Here is a 23,652-nt window from a genome sequence, read left to right as displayed (position 1 = left end):
TGATTTTATCAACTAAAATCAACTTCTAATCCATTGTAGTATTTCTGTATACGGTTATAATGAATTTGAGGTGATGAATATGAAGGAGTTAAATCTGTCAAATATTTTGGTGAAAAAGAGAAAAGAAAAGGGAATAACCCAGGATCAGCTGGCAGCCTATATCGGTGTCTCTAAAGCTTCGGTATCTAAGTGGGAGACCGGGCAGAGCTACCCGGATATTACATTTCTGCCCCAGCTGGCGGCCTATTTCAATATGAGTGTCGATGAACTCATAGGATATAAGCCGCAGATGACAAAGGAAGACATAAGGAAGCTTTATTTAAGGCTGGCAAAGGATTTCAGTCAAAAGCCGGCAAAAGAAGTATTTGAAGAATGCGACGGGATCTTGAAGAAGTATTATTCCTGTTTCCCTCTTATTATGCAGATGATCATTCTGTACATGAACCATTTTGTCCTGCTGAAGAAGCCGGAAGAACAGAAAGACGTAATGAAAACAGCGGCGGATCTCTGCCGGAGAGTGAAGGAAGAAAGCGGTGATGTCCTTCTCTCCTCTCAGGCAAACTCTCTGGAAGCCAGAATGGAACTGCTGGAGGGACATCCTGAAAAGGCGCTGGAACTACTGGACGAGGAAGTCAGGGCAAATTATTTTGATGAGGGTATCTTGTCGGAAGCGTACCGCATGCTGGGAAATGAGGTAAAGGCCAAAGAGACAGTCCAGATCAGTCTGTATCAGAATCTGGTGGGCGTGATGTCATTTATGATACAGGAGCTGACTCTGTATGAAAAAGATGAAGAAAAGTTTGAAATGCTTGTCCAAAGAGGCTGTCAGATCGCAGAGGTATTTGAAATGGATCTTCTGCATGTAAATGCAATGGCACAGTTATATTTTGCGGCAGCAGTAGGGTATATGGGACAGAAAAAGGAAGAAAAAGCACTTGCCATGCTTGAGAACTATGAGAGAGTCTGCCTGAATAATCTGCTGCCGTACACACTGCATGGGGATGATTTCTTTGATCTTGTCGATCCATGGCTGAATGAAATGTGCCTGGGAGTCCAGGCGCCGCGGGAAGAAAAACTGATCAAACAGTCAGTGACAGACGGGTTCAAACACCCGGCATTCGAGCCGCTCACAGGAAATCCCAGGTTTGAAGAGATAATAAAACGCATACAGAAAGAATGGAGGTTATGACGATGAATGAGTTAATGGAATATATGCCTTTTTTGATCCCCGTGATCATATTGGAACTGGTGCTGATGGTGACCGCCCTGGTACATGTGCTGAGACATCCGGATTACCGGTTTGGAAACCGCATATTTTGGATATTAATTGTCATGTTTATACAATTTTTAGGGCCGGTTGTGTATTTTGTATTTGGAAGAGGGGATGAATCATGAACGTATTGGAGATTCAACATCTTTCAAAACAGTTTGGGAGCCATCAAGTATTAAGAGACTTAAATTTTCAGGTTCCGGAGCACTCTGTATATGGATTTTTAGGCCAGAACGGAGCCGGAAAGACGACGACGATGAAGATCATCCTTGGACTTTTAAAGGCTGACAAAGGGGAAGTGAAGGTGCTGGGAGAACCGGTGCGCTACGGCTGTACAAAGACAAACCGCAGAGTGGGATATCTGCCGGATGTGCCTGAATTTTACGGCTATATGAATGCAGAGCAGTATCTGCGTCTGTGCGGGGAGATCACAGGTCTCACTTCAAAAGAGATAAGTTTAAGAAGCGAAGAGCTTCTCAGGCTGGTAGGGCTTTCGGAGGAAAAGAAAAAAATCCGCGGATATTCCAGAGGCATGAAACAGCGTCTGGGCATTGCGCAGGCACTGCTCAACGAGCCCAGGCTTCTGATCTGCGATGAGCCGACTTCTGCCCTGGACCCTCTGGGACGAAAGGAGATCCTTGATATCCTTTCAAAAGTCAGGGAAAAAACAACAGTGTTATTTTCAACCCATGTGCTGTCCGATGTGGAGAGAATCTGTGACCGGGCGGCAGTGCTCAAAGACGGCAGACTGGTCCTTTCGGGAAGCCTTGAAGAACTGAAGGCACAGCGCAGGAAAGACAGCCTCTGTCTGGAGACGGGCACGCCGGAAGGACAAAATCTGCTGGAATCTGAATTTCAGAAGAAGGGATATGTTTTTGAGGTTGAGAAAAAGAATGGAGTTTTAATTTTTCACACATCAGATATGGCCCGTTTGGAGACAGAGCTTATGATCTGCATGACAGAGCACAATATATGTCCAATGAAGATGGAAGTGCAGAAGCCGACCCTGGAAAACTTATTTATGGAGGTGATATCATGAGGGCGTACTGGGCGTTTACAAAAAAAGAGCTGCTGGAAAGTATCTGCACTTATAAACTGCTGATCCTCGGATGTATATTTCTGATGTTTGGCTTTTTGAACCCTGTCATAGCAAAGATTACCCCGGAGCTCGTGAAAAGTTTTATGCCCGGAGGCATCAGCATCGATCTTCCGTCTCCCTCAGCTGCGGATTCCTGGATGCAGTTTTTTAAAAATGTGCCTCAGATGGGGCTTGCTGTTTTAGCCATTCTCTTTTCCGGAATGATGGCAGGCGAGATTCAAAAAGGAACTTTAGTCTTGATGGTCACCAAGGGGCTTTCCCGGACTGCGGTGCTCTGCTCAAAGTTTACAGTGGCAGTCCTTTTGTGGACGGCGTCCTATGCGGTGTGTACGGGAGTAACCTATGGCTATACGGTTTATTTCTGGAAAATGGAAGGCATAGACCATCTGGTGGCTGCGCTTCTGGGGGTATGGCTGTTCGGGGTACTGCTGCTGGCCTCTGACCTTTTGGGAAGTGTGATTTCAAAGAGCAGTTATTCGAGTCTTTTATTTACCGGAATAATGGTCGCTGTGATGTTTCTGCTGAATATCGTACCGAAAATCCAGGAATTCAATCCGATACGTCTCGTATCCGAGCCGTACGGATTGATTACGGGGACCCTCAGACTTTCGGATTTTTCCGGGAACTTTCTGGCGGCGGGAGTGCTGCTGCTGATCCTCTTAGTTTTATCGGGCGCTGCCTTTGGAAAAAAACAGCTTTAAGAATTTGGTATCATATTGTAGAATGAAGGTTAGAAAATAAAACTTAGGAGAAACTAAGGATGAAGAGGATAGGAAAAGAGGAGCCGCTGTCTGAAGCCTTTGGTATCCGGGGCGGCATCCTTTCCATAGTGGGAGCAGGGGGAAAGACGACGTCGGTGTTCAAGATCGCAAGAGAGCAGGAAGCGATGGGAAAAAAGGTGCTGGTGACGACGACCACTCACATGGAATTGCCGGGAAAGGAGACTGTGCTTTCCGGAGATGCGGATGATATCATACAGAAACTGAAGCCGGGCCGGACCGTTACAGCAGGACTCCGTGACGGAGAAAAAATGAAGGGGCTGCCAAAAGAAGTCTTTCAGGCAGCCTCCTCTTTTGCTGACGTGACTATAGTGGAGGCGGACGGATCAAAAAAAATGCCGGTAAAGGCCAGAAATGAAACAGAACCGGTCATACCGGAGGGAACGGACCAGATCCTGATCGTGGCAGGGATGAGTGCTCTCGGCCGCCCCATAAAGGATGTGTGCCACCGGCCGGAGCGTGCGTGTAAAATTCTCGAAAAATCTAGTGAAGATTTTCTTAATTATGAGGATATTATGAAGCTGATCCGTATGGAATATGTTATAATGCTCAGAAAACAATACCCGGATGCGGAACTTCTTATCCTGCTGAACCAATGTGACACAAAAGAGCGGATGGATCAGGCTGCCCGTATAGGTATTTGTTTTGACAGCCAATATTCGGTCATTTTACGTTAGAGGAGTTCACATGTTTTTAAAGCAGGTATTGATCCAGGCAATGGATCTCGGAAAAATGATGCTGATAAGCGGAGCCGGTGTTTCCAGAGTGGAAGATACCATCGAGCGCATCTGTCTTGCATACGGGGCGAGGGAAGTTGAGGCGTTTACGATCACATCCAGTATAGTGGTCACTGTGACTACGGAAGACGGAGATGTGTTTACCCAGACGAAAAGAATTAAATATTACAAGACGGATTTTCATAAATTAGACCGGTTAAATGATCTTTCCAGATATGTGTGCAGGGAGAAGCCGGATATTGCTTATCTGGAGGAAAAGCTTTCAGACATTCGTCAGGAGCACATTTACACCCTGCCGGTGCAGTGCCTGATCGCATCACTGATTGCCGGGACGTTTGCAGTCTTTTTCGGAGGCGGATTTGTGGAAGGGATCATAGGGGCAGTCTGCGGAGCGGCGGTCTGGCGGCTGATGGCTTTTCTTCAGAAGCTGGATTCCAATATTATGTTTTCTGATTTTGCTGCAGCTTTCATGGTGGCCACTATAGCGTATATACTGGCGCATCTGGGGGCTACCAGAGATTACGGCACGATCATCATAGGAAATATAATGCTTCTTGTGCCCGGGGTGGCTTTTGTCAATTCTATCCGGGATATTATAGGGGGAGATGTGATGGCCGGTATGATACGGCTTTGTGAAGTGGTGGTGACAGCGGTATTTCTTGCGGCAGGTTCCTTCACTGCGCTTGTTCTGTGGGGAGGTGTCTTATGATTGCACAGGCGGTCCAAATACTTTCTTCATTTATTGGAGCTCTCGGATTTTCTATTTTATTTAATATGAGAGGAAAAAAGTTATTTTTTGCAGGACTGGGAGGCTTCGTCTCATGGACGGTTTACTTGGTCTTAGCTTCCATGACTACGAGTACATTTCTGCCGAATTTGGCCGCATCCATGGCGGCAACCATTTATGCCGAGGTACTTGCCAGGCTTTCCAAGAGTCCGGCTACTATATTCTTGATCGGGGCAATCATTCCCCTCGTGCCGGGAGGCCAGCTTTACTATACGATGAATTATGCGGTTGCAAAAAACTGGGGGCTGTTTGCCATGTATGGGCAGAGGACTCTGATCATCGCCATGGCAGTGTCCGGCGGGATTATGATGGTATCATCCGTATACCGATTGTACAATGGCCTTGTATTGGGCCGGGTCAAAAAGGAGAAACAGACAAACAAAAACGGAAACAATCCTGAATGAGAAGGATTGTTTCCGTTTTTCGTTATGCCAGGTATCTGAAAAGCTGAATGAACAGGGAACTGAATTTAAACAGGAGTTTCTTTGAACCTTCCGGTTCTTTTTGGGTCACTCCCTGTTTCGGGATATACTGTTCTTTTTTGTTTATTTCTAGGGACTGTTCTTTTAACTTGACCATGTGTGTTCTGAGTTCTCTGTTTAATTCGGGGCTGTCCAGCACGAGCATTGTCTCAGTGTCCAGATAGGTGCTTCTCATGTCAAAATTATAGGAGCCGATCACTGACAGCCGGTCGTCGATGGCGATGGATTTTCCATGGCAGGAGTGGTCTCCGAAAAACTCGAAGACCCTGGGGCCTGTTTTCAGGATTTTCGGCCGGTTTCTTGTATAGTCGGAGGAGGCAATGAAGTTATCGCCAACGGCCGTGGAGTTGATCAGCATTTCTACGTTGGGGACTTTCCCGGTCAGTTCCTCCATTCCCTGATACATATCCTTAGAGAAAACCGCATATGGTGTCTGGATCGTGACGTCTTTTTTGGCAGTCAGCATGAGCTGCTGCATCGTATACCACACATAAGGCTCCTTATTGCCGATGTGGATCGGGTTTGTCACAAAAGAAGCCTTTTTTACCGGAACGGTCTGTTTCATCCAGTCCGTCTTCAAAGGAAGTTTCTTTTTGATGGACTGATAGCGGCGGGAGAGATATTTGATCTCACTCTTTGTCTTTTCTTTCCGGGGATTTCCTTCTAAAACTGTTTTACAGTCTGAGGAATCCCATACTTTTTTGAAATAAGAAAGGACCTGGGGAATCGCTCCGTTCTTTTGCTCCGGTTTTTTGGAATAAAGAAGGACTTCCCGGTCATAGCCGATGCTTCCCCGGCTGTCGTCTCCAATAAAATAGTCAAACATGTTCCGGCCGCCCATGAGGAGGAGGGAACCGTCCGCAATCACATACTTGTCATGGAGCCGGCCGTTGATTGTCCACGGCTTTAAAAAATTTGGCTCATTGTAAAAACGGATTTCTATGTTTGGATGGCTTCCGGCGGCCTGAAATATTGTTTTTCCGTTCATGTGCAGCATTCCGTAGAGTCCGTCTACTAAAATCTGTACTTTGACTCCGCGGTCGGCGGCATCGATGAGAGCCGCAAATATATCGTCAGTGCTCTTTCCTTCCCGTATATCAAAGGTAGAGATGATGATGCTCTTTTTTGCATCCCGGAACATGGCAAGTCTTGTGTCCAGAGCGCCTTTGTTTGTCTCGACGATGCCGGCCCGCTCCCTGCCGGGGCCCGAACCGTAAAACGCCGGTACATCGACTGTTTTTTTATAGGAATCGCTGACTGTCTTTTGGAATGCAAAGGGCAGGCATGCCCCAGCCGCCTCATAAAGAAGGATCATCAGTATGAATAGCAGAATCCGTCTGCCTGTTTTTCTTTTTGTCTTCGCCATAGGTTCACCTTTTTCTTTCGCATATTCTTCATCTATTGTAACGCACCGGATATGGTTTTACAATATTTCAAAAAGTTGAGCTTTACAGCCGAAGTCTGATCTTGATTTTTGGAACATACAGGGGTTGTTTTTTTGAGTCAATGTCATATAATCAAACTAACTCATGAACCGGAACAGTCAATGGAAGGAGGCTGTTTTGAACGAAAAGTTTTTGAAACTGCCCGAAGAAAAACAAAGAAAGATCATTTATTCGGCGGTCCGGGTATTTGCGGAGAAGGAATATAGGTATGCCTCCACGGACAGGATGGCAGAACTGGCCGGAATATCAAAAGGACTGCTGTTTTTCTATTTCAAGAATAAAAAAACATTATACCTTTATGTGTATGATCACCTGATCGGCCTGATCGTGCGGCAGATGGAGGAGATGAATTTTAAAGAAGAACATGACTTTTTTAAACTGTTTGAACTGTCAATACGTGTAAAATCCGCACTGATGAAGGATAACCCGTATATCCACGGATTCCTTCTGAAGGCCAGATATGAAGAAAATGAGGCGGTGAAGCAGGAGCTTTCAGAGAGAAACAAGACCTTTTTAGAGGAGATGTTCCCGCGGTGGTTTCCAGAGGTGGACTTTTCAAAATTTAAAGAAAATGTGGATCCGCAGGACGTATTTATGCTGCTTTACTATCTGGGAGACGGATATTTAAGGGAGGCGGTGGGCAGAAATGATTTTGAACTGGACCGGATCTGTGAAGATTATGAGCGCTGGATGGACTGGATAAAGGGAAGCGTCTACCGAAAGGAGTATCTATGAATACGATTGAAATGAAACACCTGACAAAGGATTATGGAAACCAGAGGGGGATTTTTGACGTCTCATTTTCTGTAAAAAAGGGAGAAGTGATGGGATTCCTCGGCCCCAACGGTGCTGGAAAGACTACGGCGATCCGTCACCTTCTTGGATTTTCCACTCCGGATCACGGAACCTGTATGATCAATGGAATGGACTGTTTTCATAAAGCAAAGGATATTCACAGATCTCTTGGCTATCTGCCGGGAGAGATCGCATTTATGGATGATATGACGGGAAAGCAGTTTCTTAAATTCGCCGCAGACCTGAAAGGCATGAAGAATCAGGGCAGGATGCAGGAACTCATGGATATGTTTTCTCTGGACCCGCGAGGCCGGATCAAAAAAATGTCCAAGGGAATGAAACAAAAGATCGGCATCGTATGTGCATTCATGGATTCTCCGGATCTCTACATATTGGATGAACCAACGAGCGGGCTGGACCCTCTGATGCAGAACCAGTTTGTGGAACTGATCCTGGAGGAAAAAAAGAGGGGAGCGACGATCCTTATGTCCTCCCATATGTTTGAGGAAGTGGAGAGGACCTGTGACCGCACGGCGATCATCAGAGAAGGAAAGATTGTTGCCGTGGAAGACATGGGGACACTCGGAAAGAGCAAGCAGAAAATCTTTACGGTTACTTTGGGTTCAAAGGCGGAAGCAGAGGCAGTTTCCAGGGAGACAGACGGGGTAAGGCAGATCAAGGGAAACCGGGTCACGGTCGGCATCAGGGGAGAACTCTCAGAGTTTATCCGATGTTTAGGGAAATACCGGGTCTTAAATCTGACAGAACAGAAGCAGAGCCTGGAAGACTTGTTCCTGCATTTTTACGGAGGTGATTCTCATGAATAATATATTTGTCATGCCGCTCCTGAAACGGGAAATAAAATCCAACTGCAAAGTGTTCCTGATTATCGCAGCCGTGGCCTCCATGTATATCAGCGTCATGGTTTCCATGTTTGAACCCGGTCTGGGGGAGATGCTGGCAGAGTTTGAGAAGGCGATGCCGGGGCTCATGTCCGCCGCAGGGATGACAAATCCTGGGACGACCCTCCAGAGTTTTTTAAAAACCTATTTATACGGTTTTTTTATGTTCGTGCTGCCTATGATATATGAACTGTTTACGGCCAATAAGCTGGTGGCCGGATATGTGGACAGGGGTTCTATGGCATCCATTCTCTCCTCGCCACATTCCAGAAGAAAAGTCATCCGCACACAGGGATTTTTCCTGACAGCCAGCGTATGCCTGATGATCTTCTATATCACGGCGCTGGGCATTGTCTGCTCTGAGATGATGTTTCCGGGAGACTTGGAAATCGCGGAATTCCTCAGATTAAATGCGGGACTGCTCTGCCTCCATGTATGCATCAGCGGATTTTTCTTCTTTATGTCCTGTATCTGCAATGACACCCGCAGGTCCACAGGCATCGGGGTCGGTGTCTTTCTTGGTTTTTATCTGATACAGATGCTTTCAAATATGGGGGATAAGCTGGAAAATCTGAAATATGCCACGGTCTTTACTTTATTTGACGGGGATGCCCTTCTAAAGGGAGAGAGCAGGGCAGTTGCCATGTCGGGGATTCTGCTTTTGATCGGAATTCTGCTCTTTGAACTGGGGAAATACCGGTTTCAAAAAAGAGATCTTCCCCTTTGATAAAAGAGATTTCCTTAACACTTAAGGATTCCAGTGATATAATAGGGGACAGAAAACAAATTTTAGAAAAGAGGAACTGACATGTTAGGAAAACTGGGAAGAAACGATGCCTGCTGGTGCGGAAGCAATAAGAAATATAAAGCCTGCCACATGGCTTCGGACGAAAAAATAGAGACATTCGCGCGGCAGGGACATATTGTGCCGCCGAGATTTATTCTCAAAAACGGGGAACAGATCGAAGGAATCCGGGAGAGCGGAAAGATCAATACCGCAGTCCTCGACTATGTGGCAGAACATATCAGGGAAGGGATGACCACGGAGGAGATTGACCGTCTGGTCCATGAAAAGACGGAGGAACTTGGAGGCATCCCTGCTCCTTTGGGATATGAAGGCTTTCCGAAAAGCGTATGTACGTCCATCAATGAGCAGGTTTGCCATGGCATCCCCTCTGAGGATATTGTGCTGAAAGACGGAGATATTATCAATGTGGATGTGTCAACGATCTATAATGGATATTTCTCGGATTCATCGAGGATGTTCTGCATCGGAAATGTAAGTGATGAAAAGAAGAAGCTTGTGGATGTGACGAAGGAGTGTGTGGAACTAGGACTTGCGCAGGTGAAGCCGTGGGGCTTCATGGGAGATATGGGCCAGGCGGTCCACGATCACGCAGTAAAGAATGGATATTCGGTCGTGCGGGAAATCGGAGGACACGGTGTCGGGCTGGAGTTTCACGAGGAGCCGTTTGTCAGCTACGTCACGAAAAAGGGCACGGAGATGCTTTTGGTCCCGGGCATGGTATTTACCATTGAGCCTATGGTTAATATGGGAACCGATGAAGTCTACACTGACGGAGGAGATAACTGGAGCGTCTACACGGCAGACGGCCTTCCGTCCGCCCAGTGGGAGATTCAGGTACTCGTGACAGAGACGGGATATGAAGTGCTGGCTTATTAGGAGGTGTCTGTTTGTCTGCATATGAATGGTTGTTTAAGATGCTGAAGGAACGGGGGAAGGTGTTTTGTGCTACGATCCTCTCCGGGTCTGCGGCAGGAGAGAAATGCATTTACACTCAGGATGAAATGCATGGAAAGCCTTTGTGGAAGGAAATTCTTCCTGAACTCAGGAGGGTGGAGCAGACAGAGGTTGTTTCGATCGGGAAACGTGAGATTTTTGTAGAGCTCTTTCAGGAAGCCCCCAGGCTCGTTATTTTAGGAGCAGGGCATGTGTCACAGCCGGTCTGCCAGATCGGAAAGATCCTTGGATTCGACATAACGGTAGTGGATGACAGAGAAGAGTTTGTTACGAGAGACCGGTTTCCGTGGGCGGACCGTCTGCTCTGCTGTGATTTTGACTGCCTGCCGGAGGAAATATTCGGATATGAAAATACATTTTATGTGGCGGTAACCAGGGGACACCAGGGAGACCGGGCCTGTGCGAGAAGAGTCTTATCCCATCCCCATGCGTATTTCGGCATGATCGGCAGCCGCACGAAAGTAAAGATTACAAAAGATGCCCTGCTGGAAGAAGGGTTTTCTGCCGAGAAGGTAGAGTCTATGCACTCGCCGATCGGTCTGCCCCTTGGAGGACAGCTTCCGGAGGAGATCGCCGTGAGCATCATGGCAGAGATCGTGAAAGAAAAGAACCGCCGCTATACCGGCTTTGCGGATATGGATGTGGCAAATGCGGTCCTTGGGGGAGAACATGGAGTCATGCTGACGATACTTTCAAAGAGCGGATCTTCCCCGAGAGGAACAGGCAGCAAGATGTTCCTTGGAGAAGGAGGGACATCTTATGGAAGCATCGGGGGAGGCAGTATAGAGTTTACCGCATGCAGGGAGGTCGGGCACGTATCTGGCGTGCAGGTAAAGGAATACGACCTCTCAGCAAAAGATGCCTCTGACCTTGGAATGATCTGCGGCGGGCATGTCCGGATCTTGTTTGAAAGGATATAGAGATGAAGATTCACATGATCCTGCTGGCTGCGGGGTTCGGCAGCCGTTTTGGGTCCAACAAGCTTTTATATGAGATGGGCGGTAAACCTATGTACAGGCACACACTGGATGTGATGCTTTCGCTGGCCCGGGAAATGAAAGATGCGGACGTGACAGTGGTGACCCGCTATGAAGAAATTTACCGGGATGCAAAAGAAACCGGTGCGCTCTGCCTGATGAACCGGCACAGCGAACAGGGGATATCATCCTCGGTTCAGATCGGGCTGGAAGCTAATCTTCACCCCGGAAAGGATGCATACTATCTTTTCTTTACGGCCGATCAGCCGGAATTGAAGAAGGAGACGGTCAGGAGATTTTTGTCTGCTTTTTTGCGGACGGGAAAAGGAATCGGCTGTCTTTCGGAAAATGGAGTTCCGAAAAACCCGTGTGTGTTTCACAGCTGTTACACGAAGGAACTTCTCTCCATACAGGGAGACCGGGGAGGCAAGCAGGTCGTTAAGAGCCATCCGGAAGATGTGTTTTTATTTGAGGCCGGGTGGCAGGAACTGAGGGATATTGATACATTGGATCAGCTGAAGAATTAAAAAGTGGATTTTACACAGGATGGAAAGCCGTGTAAAATCCACTTTTGTTTATTTCATAAAAAGAAACTTGTCTTTCGGAAACCTGAGAAAGACTGTATCTTTTTTTATCTGGCCGTCCCAGAGCGTTTTCGGAAGCTCAAAACGCAGTCCTGTCCAGTCTCCGGACTTTTTATTCTGCTTTTCCCGAAAGAGAAGGATCATGGAGAAGGTATCTTCAATGATATTCGTGACCGTACATTCCATCGTGTTGGGCAGAGTTGCATCCGGTTCGATGGAAAAGTAATGGGCCCGGAAACCGGCATATTTTATATCTTTTGGCACAGGGACGGAAGATGTCAGGACAATGTTCCAGTCGGACGCAAAAAATGTGTGGTCATCAATATACTCTGCATGTGAAATGTTTTTGCATCCGGTGAGAAGTGCAGCTTCCAGAGATTCCGGATTTTGAAACAATTCCTTTTTGCGCTGTATGGTCTTAAGCCGTCCGTTTCCCATGACGGCGATCCGGTCGGACATCCGGTACACTTCGTCTCTGTTGTGGGAGACGAACAGGGCGGTTCCGGGAAAGTCCCGTATGATGTGCATCAGTTCCTGTTCCATCTGCCATTTCAGATAATCATCCAAAGCCGAAAAAGGTTCATCCAGCATGATCAGGGAAGGAGCGGATGCCAGCATCCTTGCAAGGGCCGTGCGCTGCTGCTGGCCGCCGGAAAGCTGGGAGGGATAATGGTCTCCGAGGCCGGACAAATAAAATTTTTCGATCCATGAGTCCGTAAAAGACCTGTCCCTGGAAGGAAGCCCGCAGGCTATATTTTCACGCACCGTCATGTGAGGGAATAAGGCATAATTTTGAAACAGATATCCTACCTTCCGGTCCCTTGCGGGCAGATTGATCCGTTTTTGGGAGTCAAATAAAACTCTGCCGTTAAGAACAATCCGTCCCCGGTCCGGTGTCTCGATTCCGGCAATGCATTTCAGGGTCAGGCTTTTTCCGCAGCCCGAAGCTCCCAAGATGGAAAGCATTTCATTGCCTGCCTCAAAAGAAGTCTTAAGATGAAACTCAGGCAGATGTTTTTCAATGTCTACATAAAGACTCATTTTGCCGCTCCTTTCTGCCGTATAAGGCGCACTTGAAAAGATGTCCAGAAATTCAAGGCGAGCATCATCACAAAGGAGAAACAGACGATGATTATGACCCATAGAAAGGCACTCTCACGGTCACCTGCCTGCACAGCCGTGTAAACAGCCACGGACATGGTCTGGGTTTTTCCGGGGATATTGCCTGCGATCATGATGGTGGCCCCGAATTCGCCGAGAGCCCGCGCAAAGGAAAGAATTGTCCCTGCAAGGATGCCCGGCCATGCCAGGGGAAGCATGATCTTTCGGAATATTTTTCTCTCTGTCATTCCAAGAGTCCTGGCGGCATACAGATATTCCGGATTGATCTGTTCAAAGGCGCCGCGGACCGTGCGGTACATCAGCGGAAATGAGACGACAGTGGAGGCGATGACCGCCCCCTGCCAGGAAAATATAAAGGAAAACCCAAACTGGGAAAAGAACTGTCCCACCAGGCTGTTTTTCCCGAAAGCCAGCAGCAGGAAAAAACCTACGACGGTTGGGGGCAGAACTAAAGGCAGAGTGAACAGGCCGTCGAGGACAGCCTGTCCGTGCTTCAGTTTTACAACAGTCCGGGCAGCACAGATTCCCAGAACGAAGGTAAAGATGGTAGCCGGCAAGGCTACTTTTAAAGAAATCCACAGTGGGGAGAGATCCAGCATTATTTTATCCTTTGGAAGCCGTAAGACTCAAACAGCTTCAGTATTTCATCAGTTTTTAAGTAATCTGCAAACTTCTGGGCTTCTTTCTGATGTCTGCTGTCTTTTAACACGGCCACCGGATAGATCACAGGGTAGGCAGCTTCCTTTGGAGCCCCACAGACTACTTTGACCTTTTTCGATAGTTTCGCATCCGTCATATAGACGACTCCGCAGTCCACTTCGCCGCTTTCTATCCAGGTGAGGACCTGACGTACATCACTCCCGTAGTTTGCTTTCTTCTTTATTTTATCCAAAATTCCGAGTTTTTGAAAGACTCCTTCTGAATATTGTCCGACAGGGACTGCTTTTGGCTCACCCAGCGCCACTTTTTTTACGCTTGAATCTGCCAGATCTTCAAAAGTTTTAATAGATGTCTGGCTGCCTTTTGGTACGATCAGTACAAGCTTGTTTTCCAGCAGATCCGTCCGGGATTTTTTACTGATCAGATTCTTTTTTGAGAGAGCATCCATCTGTTTTTGGGCAGCCGACATGAAAACGTCTGCGTCCGCCCCCTCTTCAATCTGTGACTGAAGTGCTCCGGAACTTCCGTAGGAAAAGCGAAGTTCCACATTGGGTTCCTTTTCTTTATATTTTTCGGCGATGTCCTTTGTCACATCCGTAAGACTGGCGGCCGCGGAAATGGTCAGTGTGACAGTTTTTTTTTCGGCTGCATTTTTGCCTTTGGAACTGCATCCGGACAGAACAGCAGCGCCCAGTACTGTGGCAGTAAGCATGACAAATATTTGTTTTTTCATTATTATCGTGTATCCTCCTGTATTTCATTTTTATATCTCTACTTTACCTGAAAAAGGAAAACCGTTTTATTTGAAAAGCAAATAAAAGACTGAAACTTCTTTTGGGAAGAAGAGGCTGCGGTGAATTTTCGGCTATTCATAGGTAAAAACTATAAATGAGTGAGGAGACCGGGTTCATAGATTCAAATAACAGGGAAATTGCGGGGATTGATATGGACGAAAAAATAGAAAATCAGCTGAACCTTTCTCTGAGTCTGACTCCTGAAGAACGGGAGAAGAGCAGAGACTTGGATGTGGGGTATGACAGGCAGCAGAATCTGTGGGAATTGATTATCAGGTATATCGGTGAGATCAGTCAGATTCCGGTTCCGGAAGGAGGAAGGCTGGAAGCCTTGAGCAATGAATATGCCATAGCTTATCTGCCCGAGGAATCCATCGATGCTTTTTCAAACCTTCCTCAGGTTATTTATATGGAAAAGCCTAAAAATCTTCTGCTGAGTGATCAGGCGGGGATTGCCGCCTCCTGTATTCTGTCGGTAAGGGATGGACAAAAGGGGCTCCACGGCGATGGAACCTATGTGGCTGTGATCGATACGGGCATCGATATTTTTCATCCGGATTTCATTGACGACCAGGGGAATACGGTGATTGAAACTTTATGGGATCAGACGATTCCGGGGCATCCGCCGGAAGGTTTTTATGAGGGGAGTGTATATACAAAGGAAGAGATAAACCGTGCGCTGAAGGCACCGGCGGCAGAGGGCAGGGAGATTGTGCCAAGCAGAGATACGAACGGGCACGGGACCCATGTGGCTTCCATCTGTGCGGGAAGGCAGGGCGTTGCAGACAAATCCTCTCTGATTGTGGTGAAGCTTGGAAATGCGACGGAACAGGGGTTTCCCAGAACGACACAGCTGATGACGGCTCTGGAGTACGTGATCCGTTACGCTGAGGCAAAGGGAAAGCCGGTCAGCGTAAATTTAAGTTATGGGAATAATTATGGAGACCACAGAGGAAATTCCCTGCTTGAAACATATATCAGCCAGATGGCAGGTCAGTGGCAGACCGCTGTCTGCATTGGAACAGGAAACGAGGGAGCATCAGGCAGGCACAGGCAGGGATGTTTAAGGCAGCCGGAAGATGTGATCTTTGCAGTGGCGCCGTATGAACAGAGCCTGAATTTGCAGCTGTGGAAAAATTATGTGGATGAATTCAGACTGTGGCTTCAAAGTCCCTCCGGAGAGCGAAGGGAGATCCAGGACCAGGAGGGCAGGACTGACTACCGGTTTGGGACGACAACGGTTTATGTCTATTATGGTTCTCCGACTCCTTATAACAGGCTTCAGGAAATCTATTTTGCCTTTGTGCCGCAGGGCAGTGAGATCGAAAGCGGTCAGTGGACCATTGTGATGGAACCGGGAAGGATTGTCAGAGGGGACTATTACATGTGGCTGCCTGTATCCGCCGGAACCAATGAGGGAACCAGATTTTTAGAACCCAGCCTGGATCTGACACTGACGATTCCTTCTACAGCAAGAAGTGTGATATCGGTGGGAGCCTACGATGTATTTTATAATTCTTATGCATCTTTTTCCGGAAGGGGAGATTTGAATATCTGTATGGAAAAACCGGATATTGTGGCTCCTGGCGTGGGAATTCTGGGGGCAAGTCCTGGCGGGGGAAATACAAGAATGAGCGGAACTTCCATGGCAACGCCGTTTGTGACGGGCAGCGCGGCACTTTTAATGGAGTGGGGGATTGTGAGAGGGAATGATCCATTTTTATACGGAGAGAAGATTAAGGCATACCTGCAGAAGGGAGCAAGGGAACTTCCGGGATTTAGTGAGTATTCAAATTCGCAGGTGGGGTATGGGAAGCTGTGTGTGAGGGACAGTCTGCCGATATAAAATGTTTTTATTTTAAAAAAATGTAGGATACACTAAAAAAAGAAAAAAAGGAATTTATATATGCAGGGGGTCTATACCAAACATAAAATTTATTTCGCCGGATTCTTGTTAAATCAATCCAAATGTAATATACTTCCTAAGTGGAGCATTATACCCGGAGCAGTAAAATTAAAATAGCAGCACATACAAAAGATAAAGCTGTTCCGGGTATAATTTCCCATGAATGCACAGGCACAGATAAAAAGTCGGAGAAAAATTTTCAGCTGTTTTGTTGTTTCATGCTTGACAGCTTCTTTTACTATATGCTATTCTGTCCCTGCTGTAAAAAAGCTATATATTTTTCTGTTTCTGATCACAAACAGAAAAATATATAGCTTTTTTACATGGAAAGGAGAAATTATGGATACTATTGCAAACCCAATGGGTACGAAAAAGGTATTTCCTCTGCTGATTTCTATGGCCGTGCCTCCTATGATCTCAATGATGATCCAGTCGCTTTACAATATCGTAGACAGTATGTTTGCAGCCAGGCTTGGTGTGAACGCTATCACTGCAATTTCACTGGCTTATCCTCTGCAAAACCTCATCTTATCCGTCGGTGTAGGACTGGGAGTGGGCATAAATGCCTGTATTGCCATGAGTCACGGAACAGGGGATACCAAAAAAGCAGATCAGGCAGCTGCCCACGGACTGGTGCTGGCCGGTCTTCATGCACTGGTTTTTATCGCTGCCGGCCTCCTGGGAATCCGTGCGTATCTTGGAATGTTTACAAAGGACCCGGAAGTCCTTTCCCTGAGCAGCCAGTATACATATATTGTCGTGCTGTTGTCTGCCGGTTCACTTGTTCATGTAGCAATAGAAAAGATTTTTCAGGCGATGGGTAATATGAAAGTGCCGATGATCCTGCAAGGGATGGGCGCCTTGATCAATATTATATTAGATCCTCTTTTTATTTTTGGGGTTGGTATCTTTCCTAAAATGGGAGTAGCAGGAGCAGCAATCGCCACAGTGATCGGACAGTGGAGCGCCTGCCTCCTCGCTGTTTTCCTCCTGTTTCGGAAGGAACATACCGTCCACATCCGGTTTCGCGGCTTTGCATTTGACCGGGAACTGCTCAAAAAGATTTATATGGTAGCAGTTCCGTCCGCCATCACCATGTCTCTGCCGTCTATATTGATCTCGATCCTGAATGGGATACTGGCCGGAATTTCAGAAGTGGGGATTGCAGTACTCGGCATTTATTTTAAAGTACAGACATTTATCTATATGCCGTCCAACGGTCTGATCCAGGGAATGAGGCCTATCATCAGTTTTAACTACGGGGCAGGAAGAGACGACAGAGTGAAAGAGACGATTCGGGACAGCCTTCTTGTCACCGGTGGGATTATGGCCGCAGGAACCATATTATTTGTTGTTTTTCCTGTGCAGATTATGGGATTGTTCCACGCTGGAGGAACGCTTCTTAAAATGGGAATCATGGCATTTAGGATCATCAGTATTGGCTTCCTGTTCTCTGCTGTGGGAGTCGTATTTTCCGGTGTCTTTGAGGCGCTGGGAAAAGGGAGCGCGTCTCTTGCCGTGTCTACACTGAGACAGTTTTTTATCATTCCGGTTCTTTCTTTATTCCTGGTTTCACGGATGGGAGTCAATGGAATTTGGGTTTCTTTTCCGGCAGCAGAGGCGGCAGCGGCTCTGGCAGCAGTCCTTTTATACCGGAAATACAGTAATAAAAGGTGAATTTTCGGACGTGTTGTGTTAAAATCTAAATGACTTGAAGTGAAAAGGAGAATATGACATGGATAAGAAATTAAAAGCAGTCCTGATCGCGGTCCTGGTTATTGTTCTCGGCGGTGCGGGATTTCTCGGATATGAGTATGTGACTCAGAAGCTTACGGCGAATGACGGAATCGAGATGCTCTCCAAAGGGGAATACCAGAAAGCGTATGAGGCATTTGAAAAAGCAGGAGGTAAAAAGACCATCCTGTGGACAAACCAGAAAAATGATGTGATGTTTTACCAGGCGGAATCGCTCTATCGGCTGAAGCGTTATAAAGATGCCATCCGTATCTATGACCGGATCATAGAGAAAAAGCCGCAGGGAAGGGCCTATGAATGGAAAGCACTTTGTTACATGGGATTGGGGCAGGAAGAACAGGCACTGGAGGTCTGCAGTGAAGGGATTCGTTCTCTGCCATCAGAAGGAGAGAGTTATTATGCCAAGTATAGTATTCTGGCAAAGCAGGAGAAGTACGATGAAGGGCTTTCTGTTGTCGGTGAAGCGTTGAAGCAGAATCTTACCACAAAGAAAAAAGATCTGATGTTTGCAAGGATCAGTCTTTATGAAGCAAAGTTTGACTTTAAAACAGCATACCGTTATGCAAAAGAATATGTAAAAGCCTATCCGGACGATGAAAAAGGGAAAAAAGAGGCTACATTTCTGGAGACCAGATAGATGATCTTCAAAGCAGTGTAAAAATGGAGTTCCGTAAACGGAGCTCTTTTTTTGTGCAAAAACGACAAATTCCATGGATAAAGTTTGTATGAAATAAAGTTTTGTTTCTTAAATAAAAGTATTGACAAAATAAAATTTTATCGTTAAAATATAAACATAAAATAAAGTTTCACAAAAAGTGATGAAGCAAAACTAAGTTACTCTAAAGGAGGATATGTATGAAACTGATCATCGCTGCCCACGGGCAGATGGCACAGGAAGTGGTCAATTCAGCCAATATGGTTTTCGGCGGAATTGAAAATGCGGAGGCCGTTACTTTTGTTCCTGGCGAAAATGCCGACGATCTGAAACAAAAGTACCAGAACTGTATGACAGAGGGAGAAGATGTACTGTTTTTGGTGGATTTGTTCGGAGGAAGCCCCTATAATGCGGCATTTCAGATCGCAGCACAGACTGAAAACACAGATGTGATTTCCGGACTGAGCCTTCCGATGCTCCTTGATGTGGTTGGCATCAGAGAGACATATGAAGAGATTCGTCCATGGGAAGTGTATGACAAGCTTGGAAAAGACACCTACATAAAATCATGCAGAAACTTATTAAACCGGCAGAATGAAAAAGAAGAGGAGGATGAATTATAATGAAAATCAATTTATGCAGGATCGATGACAGACTGATTCACGGACAGGTAGCAACTGTCTGGGCAAAAGAGGCGAATGCGGAAAGAATCATCGTGTGCAGTGACGAGGTGGCAAAGGACGATATCAGAAAGACACTGCTTTTACAGGTGGGGCCTCCGGGAATCAAAGTCAGCGTTGTCGATATCGCCAAAGCAATTCGTGTTTACAACAATCCTAAATATGAAAATGATACTGTGTTTTTATTATTTACATGTCCGCAGGATGTATTAAGAATGATCGAAGGCGGTGTGCCGATCACAAGTGTCAACATCGGAGGAATGGCTTTCAAAACAGGAAAAGAACAAATTACAAAAGCTGTGTCTGTGGATGAAAGCGATAAGGATGCTTTCCGCAAAATGCATGAGAGAGGCGTAGAGCTGGAAATCCGTCCGGTAGCCACAGACAATAAAATCGACTTAATGACAAAAATCTGATAGAGGAAAGAAAAGGGAGGAACTATTATGGGATTATCAGGAATTCAAATTGTATTGCTGTTTATCGTATCTTGTATCGTAGGAATGGGAAGTGTGCTGGATTCTTTTCAGACACACAGACCGCTGATCGCATGTACACTGGTGGGAATCATTCTCGGTGATGTAAAGACCGGAGTTATGCTTGGGGGTACTCTTGAGATGATCGCCCTCGGATGGATGAACATTGGAGCGGCACAGTCTCCGGACTCCGCACTTGCCAGTGTTATTTCTACCATTCTCGTTATCGTAGGAAATCAGTCTGTATCCGCAGGAATCGCCATCGCACTTCCGGTTGCAGTTGCAGGACAGGTGCTGACCGTGCTGGCAAGAACTGTCACAATCTTTTTCCAGCATGCGGCAGATAAATATGCGGAGGATGCAAACTTTAAGATGATTGACATCTGCCATATCACCGCTCTGGCAGTTCAGGCACTTCGTGTTGCTATTCCATGTCTTTTAGTGTCTATGGTTGTCAGTCCGACAGGGGTTCAGAGTATGCTGAACATGATCCCTGACGTGATTACAACAGGGCTTTCCGTAGCCGGAGGATTTATCGTAGTTGTTGGTTATGCAATGGTGCTGAACATGATGGGAGCAAAATATCTTATGCCGTTTTTCTTCCTCGGATTCGTCATTGCCGCATTCACAGACTTCAACTTAGTTGCGTTTGGTATCATGGGTATCGTATTCGGACTTATTTACATACAGTTAAATCCAAAATTTAATATGCCGAAAGCTGTTCCGGCAGCGGCTGCTCCGGCAGGAGGGGCATCCATGGATGCGGATTTAGATGACGACTTAGACGATGAATTAGATTAGGAAAAGGGAGGAAACAAGATATGAGTGAAGAAATCAAAAACACAGAAAATACTTTAACAAAAAAAGACCGTGTCAGTATGTTTTTAAGGAGCAACTTCCAGCAGGCATCTTTTAACTTTGAGCGTATTCATGCTCTCGGATTTGCATTCGACATGGTGCCGGCCATCAAGAGACTTTATCACACAAAAAAGGAACAGTCAGAAGCGTTAAAGCGCCATATGACCTTCTTTAACGTAACTCCGGCCTGCGTCGGACCGGTACTCGGTGTGACAGCAGCCTTGGAGGAAACAAAGGCAAACGGCGCGGACATCGATGAGGGAACCATCGGAAGCATCAAAATCGGTCTGATGGGACCTCTGTGCGGAGTCGGTGATCCGATCTTCTGGGGAACCCTTCGTCCGATCACGGCAGCAATCGGTGCATCCATGGCATTGACAGGAAACATTTTAGGACCGTTATTATTCTTTGTACTTTTTAACGCAGTTCGTCTGGCCGCATTATACTTTGGCTTGGAGTTTGGTTACAAAAAGGGACTGGACCTTGTAAAGAATCTGGCAGGAAACATGCTTCAGAAAGTTACAGAGTGTGCTTCTATCTTAGGACTGTTCGTCATGGGCGCTTTGGTTTCAAAGTGGACGACCATCAACGTTCCGCTTGTTGTATCTAAGGTTACCGCAAACGGAAAGACAACGGTCACAACCGTGCAGAACATTTTAGACCAGCTTATGCCGGGACTGCTGGGACTTGTTTTGACCTTAGTTGTCTGCCGCCTGTTAAAGAAGAATATCAGTCCGATCCTGATCATCTTTATCTTATTTGCAGTCGGCATCATCGGTTATGGATTAGGAATTTTAGGAGCATAGAGATTCTCTGGGAGGAGTGAAGAATGAAGACAAAAGCAGTAAGACTGTACGGACAGGAAGATATAAGACTGGAAGAATTTGAACTTCCTCCGATCAAAGAGGATGAGATTCTTGCTGAGGTCGTGACAGACAGCCTTTGCATGTCCAGCTATAAGGCGGCGATACAGGGTGAAAAACATAAAAAGGTGCCGGAAGACATCAATGAAAATCCGATCATCCTGGGGCATGAATTCTGCGGAGTGATCCTTTCGGTAGGTGAAAAATGGAAAGATCAGTTTCAGGCGGGTGACAAGTTTGTCATCCAGCCGAACATCGGGACGAAAAATGGTTTTGCTCCGGGGTATTCCTATCCTTATGCAGGGGGAGACGCCACAAAGATCGTGCTGATGAATCAGATCATGGAAAACGGTTCTCTTTTGAAATACAACGGGGAGTCCTTCTTTGAAGGCTCCCTGGTGGAACCGCTGTCCTGTGTGGTCGGAGCATTTAACGCACAGTACCACCACAAGAAGATGTACAGCTATGAACATGTCATGGGAGTCAAAGAAAATGGAAATATGGCGATCTTAGGGGCTACCGGTCCCATGGGATTCCTGGCTATTGACTTTGCGCTGCACGGCCCGAAGAGACCAAAACTGCTGGCGGTTACCGGCAGAACAGAATCTAAACTGGATCTTGCGAGGAAGCTGTATACAGAAGAAGAGGCGGAAAAACAGGGAATCAAACTTGTCTACGTCAATACGGGACAGATGGAAGACTTCAGCGGCCCTCTGCGGGAATTAACAGAAGACGGACGGGGATTTGATGATGTCTTTGTGTTTGCGCCGAATGAGCAGATGGTAACCCAGGGAGAGAAGCTTCTGGCCTTCGACGGATGCCTGAACTTCTTCTCAGGACCTGCCGACACCGGGTTTACGGCTCCTGTGAATTTTTACAATGTACATTATAATTCCACACATTTCATCGGTACAAGCGGAGGGAATACGGATGATATGAAGCAGTCGATCGAGCTGATCGAACATAAGATTGTGAATGTGGCAAAGATCGCAACCCATGTGCTTGGACTCGACCAGGTGGCTGAGACAACGAAGCAGCTTCCGAACCTTGGGGGAGGGAAAAAAGTCGTCTATACGCACAGGAAGTTTCCGCTGACCGAAGTTGACAAGCTCAGCGAAATAAGTGACAATAAATTAAAAGAAGGACTCGGTCCGATTCTTGAAAAACATGGTCACTTATGGAGCGCAGAAGCAGAAGCATACTTTTTAGAAAACGCTCCAGAGATTTGAAAGGGAGAGTTTTATGGCAAAGGAAGCAACGGTAAGGAATCAGATATTTTCTGCATATGACAGTCTGTTTGATGCCGAAAAGAAGGTTGCGGATTATCTGATGAATCATCAGGAAAAGGCAATCGAGATGTCAGTTTCTGAGCTGGCTGCGGCATGTGAGGCCAGCCAGGCTACGATCGTCCGGTTCTGTAAGAAAATCGGGTGCAACGGCTATCACCATCTGAAGATCAAGATGGCGAAGGAAATGCGGGAACAGGATGACCATGAGTTTTCTAATGAGATCAGTATCGACAATATCGAACAGTCACTGATGAATATTATGGCCAGCAAGATGGAGGAACTGAAAGAGACTCTGAGCAGCATCGACGGAAAGATGCTCAGGGAGATCATAGACCTGATCCTGAATGCCAAGGTAGTAGAGTTTACTGCCATGGGGAACACGATTCCGATCGCACTGGACGGATCTTATAAGTTCAATCAGCTCGGAATCCCGGCAGTCGGCTCTACCATCTGGGAAACCCAGGAAGCCTATGCGAGGACCATGAGAAAAGGTGATGTCATGATCGCCGTTTCCGCCTCCGGAGCTTCCAGACATCTGCTTAATATGGCCAACATTGCCAAGGAAAACGGAGTGAAAGTAGTTGCTATCACGAACCAGGCCAAGTCACCCCTTGCGGAGGCAAGTGACTATACGCTGGTGACCGCAACAAGGGAGCAGGTTTTCCACGATCAGGTCAGTTTTACAAGGATGGCTGCCATGGCAGTGATCGACAGCCTTTTCCTGCTGCTGTTTTCAACAAAGTGGGATTCTTTCAAAAACTTGACTGAACATGAACAGTCAGTGGCGGAAGATAAGATTTAAGTTTTTTATCACAGTTTTCGTTTCATTTTAATATCCCTCCTCCAATGGGTGATAAAAAACTTTTTTCATATAGATGTATTTTTACCGCATCAGAGCAAACAGAGTGTAGTATGAAAAACAAGCATTTAATTGGAGGATTTTTTATGAACGAATCATGGTTGGGCCTTGAAGGCAAG

26 protein-coding genes are annotated in these 23,652 nt (G+C 46.5%); 22 read left to right on the top strand and 4 right to left on the bottom strand.

Annotated elements, in window-relative coordinates; genetic code table 11:
• The first annotated feature begins 79 nt into the window (after positions 1 to 79).
• The 7 genes from QVP35_RS05755 to QVP35_RS05725 are packed head-to-tail and all read left to right on the top strand — an operon-like array spanning position 80 to position 5,076.
• The gene (locus QVP35_RS05755; RefSeq protein WP_009290400.1) at positions 80 to 1,189 is read left to right on the top strand and encodes a helix-turn-helix domain-containing protein; all 1,110 of its coding nucleotides are present in this window, start codon (positions 80 to 82) and stop codon (positions 1,187 to 1,189) included.
• A 2-nt stretch (positions 1,190 to 1,191) separates the two neighbouring features.
• Complete coding sequence (locus QVP35_RS05750; RefSeq protein WP_009290401.1) at positions 1,192 to 1,395, top strand: PLDc N-terminal domain-containing protein; 204 nt, start codon at positions 1,192 to 1,194, stop codon at positions 1,393 to 1,395.
• Positions 1,392 to 2,309 carry an ABC transporter ATP-binding protein gene (locus QVP35_RS05745; RefSeq protein ID WP_006569020.1) on the top strand — a complete coding sequence of 306 codons (918 nt, stop codon included), beginning with the start codon at positions 1,392 to 1,394 and terminating at the stop codon, positions 2,307 to 2,309. Before QVP35_RS05750 ends, QVP35_RS05745 begins: the two co-directional genes overlap by 4 nt.
• Positions 2,306 to 3,070, top strand: a complete 765-nt coding sequence (locus QVP35_RS05740; RefSeq protein ID WP_009290404.1) for an ABC transporter permease — start codon at positions 2,306 to 2,308, stop codon at positions 3,068 to 3,070. Before QVP35_RS05745 ends, QVP35_RS05740 begins: the two co-directional genes overlap by 4 nt.
• Before the next feature lie 59 nt (positions 3,071 to 3,129).
• Positions 3,130 to 3,825 carry a selenium cofactor biosynthesis protein YqeC gene (yqeC, locus tag QVP35_RS05735; protein ID WP_009290405.1) on the top strand — a complete coding sequence of 232 codons (696 nt, stop codon included), beginning with the start codon at positions 3,130 to 3,132 and terminating at the stop codon, positions 3,823 to 3,825.
• Positions 3,826 to 3,835: 10 nt separating this feature from the next.
• Entirely contained in the window at positions 3,836 to 4,594 is a 759-nt protein-coding gene (locus tag QVP35_RS05730) for a threonine/serine exporter family protein (RefSeq protein ID WP_009290406.1), read from the top strand.
• Positions 4,591 to 5,076, top strand: coding sequence for a threonine/serine exporter family protein (locus QVP35_RS05725; protein ID WP_022260886.1), 486 nt, complete (start codon positions 4,591 to 4,593; stop codon positions 5,074 to 5,076). Before QVP35_RS05730 ends, QVP35_RS05725 begins: the two co-directional genes overlap by 4 nt.
• 22 nt (positions 5,077 to 5,098) lie before the next feature.
• Here the strand turns inward: QVP35_RS05725 and QVP35_RS05720 are convergent, their stop codons facing one another.
• On the bottom strand, positions 5,099 to 6,520 hold the full coding sequence (locus QVP35_RS05720; protein WP_009290408.1) for a phospholipase D family protein: 1,422 nt from the start codon (positions 6,518 to 6,520) through the stop codon (positions 5,099 to 5,101).
• Between the two features lie 196 nt (positions 6,521 to 6,716).
• Between QVP35_RS05720 and QVP35_RS05715 the strand changes: the two genes are divergently transcribed.
• The 6 genes from QVP35_RS05715 to QVP35_RS05690 all read left to right on the top strand — a co-directional run bounded on the left by QVP35_RS05715 (position 6,717) and on the right by QVP35_RS05690 (position 11,562).
• Positions 6,717 to 7,334 (top strand): TetR/AcrR family transcriptional regulator, encoded by a 618-nt coding sequence (locus tag QVP35_RS05715; RefSeq protein WP_009290409.1) that lies wholly within the window; start codon positions 6,717 to 6,719, stop codon positions 7,332 to 7,334.
• On the top strand, positions 7,331 to 8,221 hold the full coding sequence (locus QVP35_RS05710) for an ABC transporter ATP-binding protein (RefSeq protein ID WP_009290410.1): 891 nt from the start codon (positions 7,331 to 7,333) through the stop codon (positions 8,219 to 8,221). The genes QVP35_RS05715 and QVP35_RS05710 overlap by 4 nt, the downstream gene beginning before the upstream one ends.
• Positions 8,214 to 9,023, top strand: coding sequence for an ABC transporter permease subunit (locus QVP35_RS05705; RefSeq protein ID WP_009290411.1), 810 nt, complete (start codon positions 8,214 to 8,216; stop codon positions 9,021 to 9,023). The genes QVP35_RS05710 and QVP35_RS05705 overlap by 8 nt, the downstream gene beginning before the upstream one ends.
• An 81-nt stretch (positions 9,024 to 9,104) precedes the next feature.
• Positions 9,105 to 9,980, top strand: coding sequence for a methionyl aminopeptidase (locus tag QVP35_RS05700; RefSeq protein WP_009290412.1), 876 nt, complete (start codon positions 9,105 to 9,107; stop codon positions 9,978 to 9,980).
• Positions 9,981 to 9,991: 11 nt separating this feature from the next.
• Complete coding sequence (locus QVP35_RS05695) at positions 9,992 to 10,978, top strand: XdhC family protein (protein ID WP_009290413.1); 987 nt, start codon at positions 9,992 to 9,994, stop codon at positions 10,976 to 10,978.
• 2 nt (positions 10,979 to 10,980) lie between these two features.
• Positions 10,981 to 11,562, top strand: coding sequence for a nucleotidyltransferase family protein (locus tag QVP35_RS05690; RefSeq protein ID WP_022260885.1), 582 nt, complete (start codon positions 10,981 to 10,983; stop codon positions 11,560 to 11,562).
• A 48-nt stretch (positions 11,563 to 11,610) separates the two neighbouring features.
• On the opposite strand, the gene QVP35_RS05685 is transcribed toward QVP35_RS05690, so the two are convergent.
• From QVP35_RS05685 to modA, 3 genes are read right to left on the bottom strand one after another with little or no spacing between them, the layout of a single operon-like run.
• Positions 11,611 to 12,660, bottom strand: coding sequence for a sulfate/molybdate ABC transporter ATP-binding protein (locus QVP35_RS05685; protein ID WP_022260884.1), 1,050 nt, complete (start codon positions 12,658 to 12,660; stop codon positions 11,611 to 11,613).
• Positions 12,657 to 13,340, bottom strand: coding sequence for a molybdate ABC transporter permease subunit (gene modB / locus QVP35_RS05680; RefSeq protein WP_022260883.1), 684 nt, complete (start codon positions 13,338 to 13,340; stop codon positions 12,657 to 12,659). The genes QVP35_RS05685 and modB overlap by 4 nt, the downstream gene beginning before the upstream one ends.
• Positions 13,340 to 14,134 (bottom strand): molybdate ABC transporter substrate-binding protein, encoded by a 795-nt coding sequence (gene modA, locus QVP35_RS05675; protein ID WP_009290417.1) that lies wholly within the window; start codon positions 14,132 to 14,134, stop codon positions 13,340 to 13,342. The genes modB and modA overlap by 1 nt, the downstream gene beginning before the upstream one ends.
• 155 nt (positions 14,135 to 14,289) lie before the next feature.
• Here modA and QVP35_RS05670 point away from each other — a divergent pair, with 155 nt between their 5' ends.
• The 9 genes from QVP35_RS05670 (at position 14,290) to QVP35_RS05630 (ending at position 23,476) form a co-directional block, all read left to right on the top strand.
• Positions 14,290 to 16,041, top strand: coding sequence for a S8 family peptidase (locus QVP35_RS05670; RefSeq protein WP_009290418.1), 1,752 nt, complete (start codon positions 14,290 to 14,292; stop codon positions 16,039 to 16,041).
• A gap of 399 nt (positions 16,042 to 16,440) precedes the next feature.
• Positions 16,441 to 17,778, top strand: coding sequence for an MATE family efflux transporter (locus QVP35_RS05665; RefSeq protein WP_009290419.1), 1,338 nt, complete (start codon positions 16,441 to 16,443; stop codon positions 17,776 to 17,778).
• 58 nt (positions 17,779 to 17,836) lie between these two features.
• Positions 17,837 to 18,493, top strand: coding sequence for a CDC27 family protein (locus tag QVP35_RS05660; protein ID WP_006568996.1), 657 nt, complete (start codon positions 17,837 to 17,839; stop codon positions 18,491 to 18,493).
• Between the two features lie 218 nt (positions 18,494 to 18,711).
• On the top strand, positions 18,712 to 19,134 hold the full coding sequence (locus QVP35_RS05655; protein ID WP_006568995.1) for a PTS sugar transporter subunit IIA: 423 nt from the start codon (positions 18,712 to 18,714) through the stop codon (positions 19,132 to 19,134).
• Positions 19,134 to 19,607 carry a mannose/fructose/sorbose PTS transporter subunit IIB gene (locus QVP35_RS05650; protein ID WP_006568994.1) on the top strand — a complete coding sequence of 158 codons (474 nt, stop codon included), beginning with the start codon at positions 19,134 to 19,136 and terminating at the stop codon, positions 19,605 to 19,607. The genes QVP35_RS05655 and QVP35_RS05650 overlap by 1 nt, the downstream gene beginning before the upstream one ends.
• 27 nt (positions 19,608 to 19,634) lie before the next feature.
• Positions 19,635 to 20,465, top strand: a complete 831-nt coding sequence (locus QVP35_RS05645) for a PTS mannose/fructose/sorbose transporter subunit IIC (RefSeq protein ID WP_006568993.1) — start codon at positions 19,635 to 19,637, stop codon at positions 20,463 to 20,465.
• A gap of 20 nt (positions 20,466 to 20,485) precedes the next feature.
• Positions 20,486 to 21,328: a PTS system mannose/fructose/sorbose family transporter subunit IID gene (locus QVP35_RS05640; protein ID WP_006568992.1), complete on the top strand. Its 843-nt coding sequence runs from the start codon at positions 20,486 to 20,488 to the stop codon at positions 21,326 to 21,328.
• Positions 21,329 to 21,351: 23 nt separating this feature from the next.
• Complete coding sequence (locus QVP35_RS05635) at positions 21,352 to 22,614, top strand: zinc-binding dehydrogenase (RefSeq protein WP_009290420.1); 1,263 nt, start codon at positions 21,352 to 21,354, stop codon at positions 22,612 to 22,614.
• A gap of 13 nt (positions 22,615 to 22,627) precedes the next feature.
• Positions 22,628 to 23,476 (top strand): MurR/RpiR family transcriptional regulator, encoded by an 849-nt coding sequence (locus QVP35_RS05630; protein WP_006568990.1) that lies wholly within the window; start codon positions 22,628 to 22,630, stop codon positions 23,474 to 23,476.
• Positions 23,477 to 23,652 lie beyond the last annotated feature (176 nt).

Source organism: Anaerostipes sp. CAG:276, from assembly GCF_000432215.1.
Classification (GTDB): domain Bacteria; phylum Bacillota; class Clostridia; order Lachnospirales; family Lachnospiraceae; genus Anaerostipes; species Anaerostipes caccae.
Note: the sequence above shows the minus strand (reverse complement) of the source record. Positions and strands in the feature narration are given on the sequence as shown.